This is a genomic window from Ehrlichia ruminantium (assembly GCF_009728835.1).
GTDB lineage: Bacteria > Pseudomonadota > Alphaproteobacteria > Rickettsiales > Anaplasmataceae > Ehrlichia > Ehrlichia ruminantium_B.
In genome coordinates this window covers 247,256-262,290 of the sequence record NZ_CP033455.1, presented here as the reverse complement: position 1 = coordinate 262,290, position 15,035 = coordinate 247,256, and the positions used below count along the sequence as shown (strand labels likewise).

The window sequence follows — 15,035 nt, the reverse complement described above, 5'->3', positions numbered from 1 at the left end:
ACATATTAGTATTAACACAATTTAGCTGCACTCAACACTATAGACCAAACGAAACAATATACATTAGATATTCATAACTAAGAAAATAGCCCTTTTTACCAAATATATCATACCTGTAAACACATTACTCTATCAGAAACTAAGTCTCTATTATCCCAATACTAACCGCTACATATTAGTATTAACACAATTTAGCTGCACTCAACACTACAGATCAAATGAAATAATACATATTCTATATTTAGAATTAAGAAAATAGCTTTTCTTACAAAACATATTTTATCTCCAAATACATTTTGCACCAAAAACTACTTATTTTTATTCAGAAGAACCACAAGTTAGTAATAATAAACAAAAATTTCCCTATACACATTATATACACTATAGCTATGAACTAACACACCAATACCAACCACAATAAAAAAATTTCAGCACTAATTTATTCGATTTAACAAAAACAAATGTCCACCTAAATTTTGAAATAAAATTATTTTCTAAGTAGAAGTGCTAAATTAAACTAATAATAACCATGCATTCGAAAAACTGTAGAACTTTACTTTAAAACATATAAACGCTTTTGATTAGCATTACTGATACTCCTTATACTACGCTTTTTTATAATATTGATCTGTAAGTTTTGTTATATAAGCTAAGACATATTATGCATTACTACACCTAGTAAATGACAACATCAAACTAAATTTACAACAACTAATCTATTATATCTATAAGAAAATTCCTAATAGCAGAATCAGGTATTTAACAACTTATTATATCTAAATCTACAATGTGTTAACATCATGAAACCATTTTATTTTGTACAAAACTATAATTATAAAACCTTATATCTTATAATATCAACACCTCACTCACCTATATTATCATTCACATATAGAACTTAACAACTGCTGACAAAACAGCATAAAAACACATTGAAAATAATTTTCTATAAAACTCTACTACACAAACTACGTTAGTTCTTATATCATTACTAACTGTCTGATATATAACAAACTACCTGTGAATTAGGATAGTATAATATTAGATAAATTTACTATTATTATTACACAATATTATTCACTTGATACACGATACATAAGTCACTACAAATTAATATTTAATTCAAAAAAAAAAACAACAACTACATTTATCTTGTTAAATTACTACTTACTTTACCTACAAAGCTTATATATTTTACCAGAATTATTCTAAACACCACTTCTACACAATCATTATTAATTAATTTTTTCTTTGCGTATTATTCACATAATTAATAACCCTTAGAATTATATATAACTAATAAAATGTAGTGTAAAAACTACCCACCAAATAAACCATTAGTATAAAGTTACTCATGCTAATTACTTTTGCATATCTATGTAGCTTATATTTACTACACAATCTTTATCTTTTACATCATATTAATATCGAATAATTTCTCACATAATATATTTTCCACTCTTACCTATATAATTTCAAACCTTTAACTACATGGGACTAACCCTATATAAGACTAGTCAAAAACCATAACTAATACAATTATATAGCCAGCTGCCCATTTCGAAATAAAGGAAATTTTGTATTAGGTAGTTTTACATTCTTATTTTCCTCTTGATATCAACTTTTATTTAGTAAAAATTCACGAATTCAACTAAATAAATCGTTACAGAAAAAAATCGCTAACAGTAGGTGATTATTAAACTACTACATATTTTTTACAATACCACACCATCAATATGCAATAATCTTGAAATAAGATATTCTTTAAATATAAACAACTATACAATAACTTTACTATATTTAGTTCTATCATATTGAAATATTTTACACAATATCACTACCGATACTAATCCAACCAACACTACTATTAATGCATACGGAGCAGCATCAGCATATCTTTCATCACCAATAAGCTCATACATTCTAGTAGTCATAGTATCAAAATTAAAAGGCCTTATAATTAACGTCGCTGCTAATTCTTTTATAACATCAACAAATACTAACAAAAATCCCACTACTACACTTTTCTGAATCATTGGTATATGCACATTCACACATGTAGAAATCATATTATGTCCCATCAATGAAGAAGACCAATCTATCTCTCTGGGTACTTTATTTAATCCAGATTCTATAGGACCTAAAGATACAGCAAGAAACTTAAAAACATAAGAATACATCAACCCAAATACTGTTCCAATAAGAGTAACTGAAAAATAAGAACTAAAAAAACTAGATAAACTACCAAGTAAAACCATTACACTAACAGCAACAATTGTATTAGGGATGGCATAACCCATAACAACAAATTTTATAGCATAAGATAAGGATTCTTTTTTCCTAACAATGTATGACATAATAATTGATATTATAACAGTAATAATTGCAGTAAAAAATGCTACATAAATACTATTGAATATTGATACATAAAACTTAGTACTTGTAATAAACGTTCCAATTCTTTCCATACTCCAATATAACAATGGAATAATTGGTACAACAAAGCCTATCAATATTGGCACTAAACATATTAAATATATTAGTATAAGGGCAATTTTACCTTTAACTTGCCAAGTATGGTAATAATCAGTGTTCATTTTAATCGTAGAATAAGATATGCCTTTACCACGTAATAGTTTTTCTAATATAATTAGTAAAAATATAAAAAACAATGCAATCAACGCAAATAAACATGCAGAATATTTATCATGTAATAGGAACCAACTTCTATATATACCACGAGTAAATGTATCTATCGCAAGAAATTGCGGAGTACCAAAATCAGATATTACTTCCATTAATACAAACGACATACCTGCTGCAATAGCTGGTCGAATTGTTGGTAACCCAATAGCAGTTAATATTTTATATCTTGAAGCACATAAAGTAGTAGCAACTGCAATAGTACTCCGAATTGCTATTAACCCAGTTCTAACTAACATATATACATATGGATATAGATTAAATCCTATAATAATAACCCCACACGTTAATGATTTCACACTAGGGAAATAATAATCACCTTTGTGCCAGTGAAACATCGATCTTAAAAAACTTTGCACAGGACCTGAAAATTCAAAAATATTCACATATACATATGCTACTATATACCCTGGTATTGAAAGTGGTAAAAAAAGTGCTACCTCAAAAAACTTACGTCCAGGAAAAGAATAATAAGTTACAAACCAAGCTGTTGCTATTCCAACAACTAACGTTAGAACTCCAACTCCTAACATTAAAATTACTGTATTAACAGTATATTCAGAAAAAATATATGCAAATAAATCTACTACTTGATTTTCAGTCAATATAACAGATATCAATGAAAATATCGGGGCTATAAATAACCCGATCGATACATATATAAAGACATTTCTTGCAAGACTTATAAACGACACTATATTTATTTCAGAGAGCTAATTATCTAACTTTAATTTTATTATACAGAAAGAATCCTATCAGTCACTTAAAACCTTTCTGTATTAACATAATATTTACACATTAAAAGTACTGCTAATGTGTAAAAGTTTAAAAACATTTCACCCAACTATATAAAAACATTAACTGTCCTAAATATTGATTTTCTACTATATAACTTCTCTCATGAAACATCAAAAAAACCTTTTATTAACCAATGCTAAATTATAGCTTAAAAGTTTATAAGCCATATTAGCATTATCATAAATTATGAAAAATTCACCATTCAATTTTATATAGTAATTGCAAATTCTAAGCTGATTATGTTACTAATACTGTAATTGCATTTTATAGTTAGTTTTACTACAAGCAAAATCAACTTGCCAAAGTGATCAAGTTCTGTATAGCTAAAAAGAACCATGTAATATATATAATACTGGAATAATCTTGTTAACAAGGTTTCCTAGTATACAAATTTCTCCTATATAATATTATATATCTTATACATAGATTTGATAATACCAAATCTCACCATTCAAGATACGTGACTGATGAATTATCCTAATAATAATCATAAAAAATAATCTTTTCGATTACTATTTATAGTATATCATAAACAAAAGAATAGATAACTACAATCTTAGATTAAAATACATTAGACCATAGAAGAATTCATCATCTTGTAGCTATTTATATAAAATAATCACACATTATATTTTGTATCATAATAGGTATCATTAAAAATGATACAATTATTATATTGATAATATTTCTTTATATATGTATACAGGTATATTATATACTTTAACTAAACCGATGAAAGAAAAGTATCATTACTCAGTTAGGATAATGCATTGGTTGACTGGTATACCAATTATATTAATGTTAATTTTAGGATTCTGGATGAAGTCACTACCTAATACTTACCCAGTACTAAAAAATATATATATATTACACAAATCAATAGGTATAATATTACTAGCACTACTGCTATTACGTGTAATGTTCAGGACCCTATCAGTAATTCCACCATACTATAAGGGTTTTCCAAATTATTTAGCTATTATATCTAAGATTACACATGTTAGTTTATATATACTATCTATAACAATGGCAACATCTGGTTATGTTATGTCTTCAGCTTCAGGTAGAGCAATACAGATCTTTTCCTTAAACGTACCACTACTGATTGACATTAATGAAAATATTGCTATCATTGCAAAGCAGTGTCATAATGTTTGCGCGTATATGCTCTCCGTAACTATAATCTTGCATATACTAGCAGTACTAAAGCATAAGTTTATAGACAAAGACAATATTTTTAATCGTATAATATAATAGAATTGTTATGCTATCAGAACTATGGAAATCAGGTACAGAGTTTTTAGGCAGCAGCTTTGCAATTATGGGCGGAGCAATGAGCTGGGTATCAGATCATAATTTAGTATCTGCAATATCAAATGCTGGAGGTTTTGGTGTCTTAGCATGTGGTTCTATAGATCCCAGTACATTAAAAAAAGAAATAATACTTACTCAACAATTGACTGCTCGTCCTTTTGGAGTTAACTTAATTATAATGCATCCAGATTTAGCCGACCTTATTGATGTTTGTGTAGAAACTGGGATAACACATATAGTGCTTGCAGGAGGCATTCCTAACAGCAAGATGATAAACCATGTCAAGAATGCAAAAATCAAAATAATGTGTTTTGCTCCATCGTTATCTATAGCAAAACGTCTAGTTAGAGCCGGAGTGGATGCATTAATAATAGAAGGGATGGAAGCCGGAGGACACATAGGTCCCGTTAGCACATCTGTACTTGCACAAGAAATCCTACCATATTTTCGTCAAGACGACTCTTTAAAAAAAGTACCTATTTTTATTGCAGGTGGAATTGGACGTGGGGAAATGATAGCACATTATCTTATAATGGGTGCAAGCGGGTGTCAAATTGGTACTCTCTTTGTATGTACATATGAATCGCGTATACATAACAATTTTAAGGAAGTATTCATTAAATCTTCCTCTAGAGATGCCGTATCATCTGTACAATTAAATAAAGATTTTCCTGTCATTCCAGTAAGGGCTATAGAGAATGACGCAAGCATCAAATTTTTAGAGTTACAACAAAACATTATTAACTTATACAATCAAGGAAAAATTTCAAAACAAGATGGTCAGCTTTGTATCGAGAAATTTTGGGCTGGAGCATTAAAAAAAGCAGTAATAGATGGAGATATCGTAAATGGATCCCTTATGGCTGGACAAAGTGTAGGCATGGTACACAACATAGAAACCACTGCACAGGTAATCAATAACCTAATATCACAAGCATGCAACTATATTACCTCTGTACAAAATATTAAACCATCAGCTGTAAATTAGCTTCTAAGGGTTTAATATTAAATCCCACACCTTTATCAACATACTTTAAAGAAAATAGACATTAAGTAATCTTCTAGTATTTACAAATTGTCTTATTATAACTTTGGCTTAGAATATCAAAATATCAACCTGTATAGTAAAAAATTAACTAAAAAAATACTTTAATTCCACAGCCTCACATCTACTTATATACAAAACAGCACTAATAGTATCGATTAAAATTTATTTAGTACAGATAGCTAAATACCCCACAACAATAAATTAAATTCGCAATACATAAGTGATAAATAGTAAATATTTTCATATGAGTGATTTCAATTACATATATACATTAATAGACATAAATACTACTGACTTTAACATAATACGTAGATTGATTATTATTCACTGGTCTGAACACAATGTTGATTTAGGACTTGTTTTATCTGCTGAAAATACATTCACCTTTTAGCCTTAAATACACATAACCAACTATGTAACATAAAAAGATAAATTAATTCAAATTTCGCTAATAACTTAGTACTACATAAAATTTGTAGAAATTTTAGTATACTAAGTTATACATTTAAATACTACTAAGGTAAAACATACTATAAAAATTTTTAGTAACTTGACATAACATTACATTGCTATAGCATATATGATACGTGTTTTTATAAAAAAACTCTCATTTTATACAACGGAGCATATTACATGAAGGCTATTAAATTTATATTGAACCTATGTTTATTGTTTGCAGCAATCTTTTTAGGATACTCTTATATAACGAAACAAGGTATATTTCAGCCAAAATTACACAACTCTCCTGACGTTAACATATCTAACAAAGCTGATATAAACACTAACTTTACTTTAACTAATCAAGATGGTGTAACAATATCTAGCAAAGACTTTCTTGGAAAGCATATGTTAGTCTTCTTTGGCTTTTCTTCTTGTAAAACTATTTGTCCTATGGAATTAGGCCTAGCATCTCAAGTTCTTGACCAACTTGGTGACAAAGCAAATAAGTTACAAGTAATCTTCATTACTATTGATCCAGCAAGAGATACTGTAAGTACGTTGAAAGAATTCCACAAAAATTTTGATTCACGGATTCAAATGCTGACAGGAAGTATTGAGGCTATTAATGAAGTAGTAAAAGGTTATAAGGCATATGTTGGCAAACCAGATAATGATAACCAAATTGACCATTCTGGAATAATGTACATTGTAGACAAAAAAGGAGAATATCTAGCACATTTTGCGCCAGAATTAAAATCACAAGAGCCTCAAGTAGATAAGTTATTATCTTTAATTAAGCAGTATCTTTAAACTTAATACTTAATTAAAAGGAATAGTACAGACTTTTATATAGAATCAAACCGTTGGGGTGTATATCTAATGCAGAAGTTTCTTTTGATTTTATTTTTACTATCTATGATGCTACCTACAGATTCTAACTCGCAACATATACATGTTGTTGGATCATCCACAGCATTCCCATTTATTGCAGCAATAGCAGAAGAATTTGGAAGGTTTTCAGATTATGGTACTCCTATCATAGAATCTGTAGGTAGTGGAATGGGCTTTAGTATGTTTTGCCAAGGCGTAGGAAAAAGCACCCCAGATATAGTCATGTCATCTCGTAAGGTAAAAGGCGCAGAAATAGAACTATGTAAAAGTAATAATGTGAATGATATTATTGAAATAATTATAGGTTATGATGGCATAGTTATTGCAAATTCTAATAACAGTAATAAACTTGATTTTACAAAAAAAGATTTATTTCAAGCCTTAAGTAAGTATTCTACATCAGAAGAATACACACAGAATATGCCAGCAAATGACTTTAAGTATTGGTCAGAAATTAACAGTAGGTTTCCCAATGTTGATATTGAAATTTATGGTCCATATAAAAACACAGGAACTTACAACATACTAATTGAAGAAATAATGCAAGATTCTTGCATTAATCATAAAAATTTTATCGAAGTATACCCAGATCTCAAAAAAAGAGAACATGCGTGTAGTATGATCCGGAATGATGGCAAATACATTGAAGTTGCAGCAAATGAAAATATAATTATTCAGAAAATTGCAAAAAATAATGCTGCTTTTGGTATTTTCAGTTTTAGCTTTTTAATACAAAATCAAGATAAAATACACGGGAATAAAATTGCAGGGGTAGAGCCTACATATGAAACTATTTCTTCAGGAAAATACATTTTATCAAGACCCATATATATATATATCAAGCAAAAGCATATTAGTGGTTTCCCTGGATTAAAAGAATTCATTAAAGCAATTTTAAAACAGGAATCTATTGGTAAAAATGGGTATCTTGTTGGTTTAGGATTCATACCTTTATCAAATAGTGAATTAGAAAATACTAGAAATCGTATCACTAATATATTAGAAAAGATCAATTAGGATATACCACATTTTCACGTGTAGGCAGTACATGATAATCATAATTTCTTAAAAAGGATTTGACATAATTAATTCCTTATTGTTATGATGATTGGTCTTTTATCTATATAGGAGGATTTTCTTTGGTTGAAGTTATAGTTTATCACGGAGATATAGAGCAAGGTATACGTACCCTCAAAAAAAAATTACAACGTGAAGGCAAGCCTAGGCAAATGAAAATTACACATCATGAAAAGCCGTCAGAAAAACGCGCAAGAAAAAAAGACGATTGTGAGAGGAGAAGAAAAAAATTACACAAGATACCTTATGAACCTATGTTTACTAAATTTCAGGTCAGTGCTAGACATTTCCAAGTGAAGAGACCCTCTCAGTCTAATCAACCTAATGAGAATATCGAATAATAATATGTGATTTTATTAGAGTTATCCTGTAGATCATTATAACTCTTCTGTAAGTGTATGTTAAATTTAGTAGTTATGGTAGAAAGGTATACTATATGAATATTCATGAATATCAAGCAAAACAAATATTAAAAAAGTTTGGTATAAGTGTCCCAGAAGGAGTTATTGTACATTCATTAGATGAGGTGAATGACGCATTAAGCAAGATTAACTCGAAAGTAATTGTGGTTAAAGCACAAATCCATGCAGGAGGTCGAGGAAAAGCAGGAGGAGTCATAGTTTCACGTACGTTAGATGAAGCAAAAACTGCAATCAAAAACATGTTAGGATCAACTCTAGTAACACATCAAACTTCAAAAAACGGACAAAAAGTAAGGAAAGTATATTTGGAAGAAGGATGTGATATAAAAAAAGAATATTACATCAGTAGTATTGTGAACCGCAAGCAAGGCCAGGTTAGCATTATATTCTCAACAGAAGGTGGTGTTGATATAGAGGAAGTAGCTTCAAATTCTCCAGAAAAAGTAATTGTATGTAACATTGACCCAATATTCGGATTTCAAGGATTTCATGGACGTAACTTATGCTTTGATAGCAATTTAAGTGTAGATCAAACACGGAAAATCAGTGCTATAGCTGAAAAAATGTACAGAGCTGTTCTAGAAACAGATGCTAGTCAAATAGAAATTAATCCTCTTGTAGAAACATCATCTGGAGATTTTATTGCTCTCGATGCAAAAATGAACTTCGATGATAATGCTATATACCGTCATCCAGAAATTTCAGAGTTGCGTGATTATGATGAGGAAATTCCAGAAGAAATAGAAGCATCAAAATATGGCTTAAGCTACATTAAGATGGATGGTAATATTGGATGTATGGTTAATGGAGCAGGACTTGCTATGGCCACTATGGACATCATCAAATACTATGGAGCTGAACCTGCAAACTTTCTTGACGTAGGCGGTGGAGCAAGTCAGAAAACTGTAACTGAAGCATTTAAAATCATCCTATCAGATAATGTTGATGGGATATTAGTTAATATATTTGGTGGAATAATGCGTTGTGACATAATTGCTAATGGTATTATTGCTGCTATACAAGAAATCGGCATAAACGTTCCACTTGTTGTAAGATTATCTGGTACAAATTTTGAACTAGGTAAAAAGCTACTTGATGATTCAAAGTTAAATATCATCACAGCAAATGACTTAAGCGAAGCAGCATACAATGTAGTTAATATAGTAAAAAAATAGAGGCAACATGTCCATTTTAGTAGATAGTAATACAAAAGTGATTTGCCAGGGATTCACTGGTGCTCATGGTACATTTCATTCCGAACAAGCTATTGCTTATGGAACAAAAATGGTTGGAGGAGTTACGCCAGGTAAAGGTGGTACATATCATCTAAACTTACCAGTGTTTAACACTGTGAAACAAGCAAAACTACAAGTAGGAGCTAATGCTACAGTAATTTATGTTCCTGCTCCATATGCAGCTGATGCAATATTAGAAGCAATTGATGCTGAAATAGAACTTATAGTTTGTATCACGGAAGGTATTCCTACTTTAGATATGGTACAAGTAAAACGAGCTTTATGTAATTCTAGTAGTATTTTAATAGGCCCTAATTGTCCAGGAATCATTACCCCAGGAGAATGTAAAATTGGTATTATGCCTGGATATATACATAAACGTGGACATATAGGGGTAATTTCACGATCTGGCACACTTACATATGAAGCAGTAGCACAAACTACAGAAGCAGGATTAGGACAATCAACATGTATTGGTATTGGTGGAGATCCTATACATGGTATGTCTTTTACAGATTGCCTTAAATTATTCATAAACGACCCTGATACACACGGCATCATTATGATTGGGGAAATTGGTGGGTCAGAAGAAGAAGAGGCAGCAGAATTCATTAAATCATCAGGAACAACTAAACCTATAGTTGGATTTGTTGCTGGCAAAACTGCACCCCCTGGTAAACGTATGGGACATGCCGGAGCAATCTCATCAGGTAGTTCAGGCAGTGCTGAAAGTAAGATAGAAGTTATGAAAAGCGCTGGCATTATTATAGCTGAGACTCCAGCAGTTATAGGAAAAACAATGTTTGAAGCAATGAACAAAATATTATAAAACATTAATAACTTTTTTGCTGCTTACATACGCTAGTTATTTTTTACATTATGAAAGATTATAATGTATTTACATCATGCTATGTACTACATAGCATTAACAGTTACCATCATTAAATACCATATTGCTTATATGTAATATTTATTACTGTTTTTTTACTCAGCTACTCAGTGGATTATAAGTTAATAAGCATATCTTGTACAACTTCACAGCCATAATATGTACATTCCGAATAACTAAAATTCATACCAAATATTATATGGAAGTATTAGCACAAAACCATATATATCTACATTATCTCAACACACCAACTATAGCAAAATATTGAAACACAAATATAATTTCATACTTTCAAAAATACACACTTCTACAATATTTATTCCATATAAAATAAATAGTTACATATTATTAACACTAATTACACTATTCTAGTATAAGAATTACCAGTTCATGTACATACTGATACTTATACTTGAAAAAATAATAATAATTATTATTTTAACACTTATTTTTAAGGATTTTAATAAAATATGTTACTTTTCAAATTTTACACATTATTCATATTATTTCGATAAAGCTGAGTTAAACAGACTAACATAAATGTATTATCACATTAATAAATAACAGTTTTAATAATTCTGCATATACTTTACCTAAATAAGTTACTTACTAGGTCATAACATAATAAACACTAATTCTACATTACATATACTTTATAAAGCAATAGACTAAGTAAGTACCCTTTATTACTTCACTTCTTATATACAAATCATATAAATTTCTTCATTTCTTATAGTGATAATCAAGTTGCTCTACATAAGTTACGACACTCTAACAACTCTGCATATACCTATTACTAACTCAACAAGTTTACTGACCAGTTTACAACACAATAAATACTAATCCACATTACATATACTTTATAAAGCAATAGACTAACTAAGAACAATTCATTACTTCACTTCTCACATACAATATCATATAAATTTCTTCATTTCTTATAGCAATAATCAAGTTGCTCTACATAAGTTACGACACTCTAACAACTCTGCATATACCTATTACTAACTCAACAAGTTTACTGACCAGTTTACAACACAATAAATACTAATCCACATTACATATACTTTATAAAGCAATAGACTAACTAAGAACAATTCATTACTTCACTTCTCACATACAATATCATATAAATTTCTTCATTTCTTACAGCAATAATCAAGTTGCTCTACATAAGTTACGACACTCTAACAACTCTGCATATACCTATTATTAACTCAATAAGTTTACTGACCAGTTTACAACACAATAAATACTAATCCACATTACATATACTTTATAAAGCAATAGACTAACTAAGAACAATTCATTACTTCACTTCTCACATACAATATCATATAAATTTCTTATAGCAATAATCAAGTTGCTCTACATAAGTTACGACACTCTAACAACTCTGCATATACCTATTACTAACTCAACAAGTTTACTGACTGTTCACAATACAATAAACATTGATTAAAGCAAGATACACTTTATAAAGTATAAATAGATCAGTTAAAAATATTTACTATCTCATTCTTTATATGTGATATAATGTCAACTTCTTTTGTATATTCTATGCTAATTTGAGCAAGCTGGGCGTTCCCTCCACCTTTACTTTTGACAGCATCACCTATGGTTTTTACAAAATCTGTAGCCTTAATTTTATTATGTAGATTACTGCCCACACCTACAATATATATAACATTATGACCTGTTATATTAGAAAACAATATAATCATATCCTTAGTTAGACGTTTAGTAATAAATTTTCTTACAATATCAATTGGTATATTATTTAACTTGCTATGTAAAAAATCTATAGTCCCTATTTTTTCAACATTAACACTCTTAACATCAATAATATTAAAATAAGCATTCAATAATTTCTGCTTCAACTCTTGATTCTCCCTGTTGATTTTATCTACTTGTACTAGTACACTCTCTACAGGAGATTTAACACTATCAGCAACCTGATATAAAATCTTCTCTTGCCGTCTAAAATAATCTATAGCATACTGACCAGTCACAGCTTCTATTCTACGTATTCCACAAGCGATACTAGCTTCTGATATTATTTTAAAACATCCTATCTCACCAGTATACTTAACATGAGTACCACAACATAATTCTTTTGAATTTCCTATATTAACCACCCTAACCCCATGACTATCATATTTCTCAGTAAATAATGCCATAGCACCACCTTCAATTGCATCTTGCAAATCGCATATATTAGTTTCTACAGGATGATTTTGCCTAATTAAATCACATATCCTATCCTCAACCAATTTAATTTGTTCCTTTGTTAACGCCATATTGTGATTGAAATCAAAACGCAATTTATCACCGCTTACTAATGATCCTTTCTGCATAATATTACTATCAACTTCCAACTTTAAAATATAATGTAATAAGTGCGTTGCAGAATGATTAGCACATAAATCTTTTCTTCTTCTAGAATTTATTTCTGCAGAGATAATATCACCTATAACCAAACATCCACTTTTTACAACACACTCATGGACATAAAGACCATCAAGGATATTTTTCGTATTTACAACTTCAGCAATATTATTAGATGCAAGTAAACTCGTTCCTTGCCTTATCATAACACTAAGTAATCCTATATCTGCCTGTTGTCCCCCAGATTCAGGATAAAATGGTGTAACATCCATTAATAGATCAACTTTATCCCCAACATTAGCTATTTCAATACTTCTACTATTATCTATAACGATCGCTAATATTTTAGCTTGAGACTTAAAATTGTCATATCCAACAAATTTCGTATTATCAAAACTCTGTCTAATATCTTCCCATACCTTCCCTTTTAATTGCTCTATAGACTTTATAGAATGATGAAGCCTAGATCTAGTTTTCTGCTGCTCCATGTTATCGTAAAAGCCTTTTTCATCAAATTTAACACCTCTTTCTTTAATAATATCTAAGGTAATATCTACTGGAAACCCATAAGTATCATATAATTTAAAAATAATATCACCTGACAACATATCACCAGTAGACAAACATGCTAATTCCTTTTCAAGCAACGGCAATGCTCTAATTAAAGTATCTTTAAAATTTTCTTCCTCAGTTCTTAAAATAGATATTATCATATCCCTAGCCTTAAACAACTCTGGATAATAATCCGCCATATATGCATTACTCTGTTCATCAATTAATGCAGGAAAAATTTTATACATTAAAGGACCTGTATATTTTAACATATACACATAACGTGCAGCTCTTCTAATAATACGACGCAAAATATAATCGCGTCCTTCATTACCAGGAGTTAATCCTTCTGCTATTAAAAATGCAGCTGAACGTACATGATCTGCTATTACTCTATGTGCAATCTCACTAGAATTATTACCGGATTCTTTTTTTGATACAGTAATTAATGCTTTAAATAAACTTATATCATAATTATCATGTACCCCTTGCATAACAGCAGCAATTCTTTCAAGTCCCATACCGGTATCTATACATTTTCTTGGTAACACAGATAACTCACCTTCTGCTGTTTTGTTATATTCCATGAATACTAAATTCCAAATCTCTGTAAATCTTGCCCCATCTTCTTCTGCAGTCCCAGGCAAACCTCCTTTTATAGATTCACCATAATCATAGAAAATCTCAGAACAAGGACCACAAGGCCCTGTATTTCCCATACTCCAAAAATTATCATTAGTTTTTATCTTGATTATTTTATCATCAGAAAAATCACTAATTTTTTTCCATAAACTAAATGCATCTTTATCATCATGATATACAGTCAGATACAGCCTATTTTTATCTAAAGCTAACTCTTTAGTTACAAAATTCCAAGCTAACTCTATTGCATGCTCTTTAAAATAATTACCAAAACTAAAATTACCAAGCATTTCAAAAAATGTATGGTGCCTATTCGTATGCCCAACATTTTCTAAATCATTATGCTTACCACCTACTCTCAAACATTTTTGACTTGATACAGCAGTACTAATATTTTTATCATCAACACTAGTAAACATTTGCTTAAATTGTACCATACCTGCATTAGTAAATAATAACGAAGGGTCATCTTTTACTATTAATGAAGAAGAAGGAAAAACCTGATGACCATTTTTAACAAAAAAATCTATAAATAGTTTTCTAAGATCACTAACTAAATTACGCTTAATCATATATTAATTCTTTTAAATACAGGTTATAATAATAAAAATACACATTTGATATTACAAAGCACT

At 29.7% G+C, this 15,035-nt stretch carries 10 protein-coding genes; 8 read left to right on the top strand and 2 right to left on the bottom strand.

The features are described from left to right. Positions 1-1,778 precede the first annotated feature (1,778 nt). Entirely contained in the window at positions 1,779-3,398 is a 1,620-nt protein-coding gene (locus tag EDL80_RS00845) for an ABC transporter permease (RefSeq protein ID WP_158406328.1), read from the bottom strand. A gap of 835 nt (positions 3,399-4,233) precedes the next feature. Here EDL80_RS00845 and EDL80_RS00840 point away from each other — a divergent pair. The 8 genes from EDL80_RS00840 to sucD all read left to right on the top strand — a co-directional run bounded on the left by EDL80_RS00840 (position 4,234) and on the right by sucD (position 10,758). Continuing rightward, positions 4,234-4,755 (top strand): cytochrome b, encoded by a 522-nt coding sequence (locus tag EDL80_RS00840; RefSeq protein ID WP_158406327.1) that lies wholly within the window; start codon positions 4,234-4,236, stop codon positions 4,753-4,755. A gap of 10 nt (positions 4,756-4,765) precedes the next feature. Then, on the top strand, positions 4,766-5,803 hold the full coding sequence (locus tag EDL80_RS00835; protein WP_158406326.1) for an NAD(P)H-dependent flavin oxidoreductase: 1,038 nt from the start codon (positions 4,766-4,768) through the stop codon (positions 5,801-5,803). 304 nt (positions 5,804-6,107) lie between these two features. Beyond that, positions 6,108-6,254, top strand: coding sequence for a hypothetical protein (locus EDL80_RS00830; RefSeq protein ID WP_158406325.1), 147 nt, complete (start codon positions 6,108-6,110; stop codon positions 6,252-6,254). A gap of 242 nt (positions 6,255-6,496) precedes the next feature. Beyond that, positions 6,497-7,114 carry an SCO family protein gene (locus EDL80_RS00825; RefSeq protein ID WP_158406324.1) on the top strand — a complete coding sequence of 206 codons (618 nt, stop codon included), beginning with the start codon at positions 6,497-6,499 and terminating at the stop codon, positions 7,112-7,114. Positions 7,115-7,183: 69 nt separating this feature from the next. Then, a complete protein-coding gene (locus EDL80_RS00820; RefSeq protein WP_158406323.1) occupies positions 7,184-8,212 on the top strand; it encodes a substrate-binding domain-containing protein in 1,029 nt (342 codons plus the stop codon). A gap of 122 nt (positions 8,213-8,334) precedes the next feature. Further along, on the top strand, positions 8,335-8,613 hold the full coding sequence (rpsU, locus tag EDL80_RS00815) for a 30S ribosomal protein S21 (protein ID WP_158406322.1): 279 nt from the start codon (positions 8,335-8,337) through the stop codon (positions 8,611-8,613). 95 nt (positions 8,614-8,708) lie between these two features. Beyond that, positions 8,709-9,869, top strand: a complete 1,161-nt coding sequence (gene sucC / locus EDL80_RS00810; protein ID WP_158406321.1) for an ADP-forming succinate--CoA ligase subunit beta — start codon at positions 8,709-8,711, stop codon at positions 9,867-9,869. Positions 9,870-9,876: 7 nt separating this feature from the next. Further along, positions 9,877-10,758: a succinate--CoA ligase subunit alpha gene (sucD, locus tag EDL80_RS00805; RefSeq protein WP_158406320.1), complete on the top strand. Its 882-nt coding sequence runs from the start codon at positions 9,877-9,879 to the stop codon at positions 10,756-10,758. A 1,553-nt stretch (positions 10,759-12,311) separates the two neighbouring features. Here the strand turns inward: sucD and alaS are convergent. After that, positions 12,312-14,972, bottom strand: coding sequence for an alanine--tRNA ligase (gene alaS / locus EDL80_RS00800; RefSeq protein WP_158406319.1), 2,661 nt, complete (start codon positions 14,970-14,972; stop codon positions 12,312-12,314). Positions 14,973-15,035 lie beyond the last annotated feature (63 nt).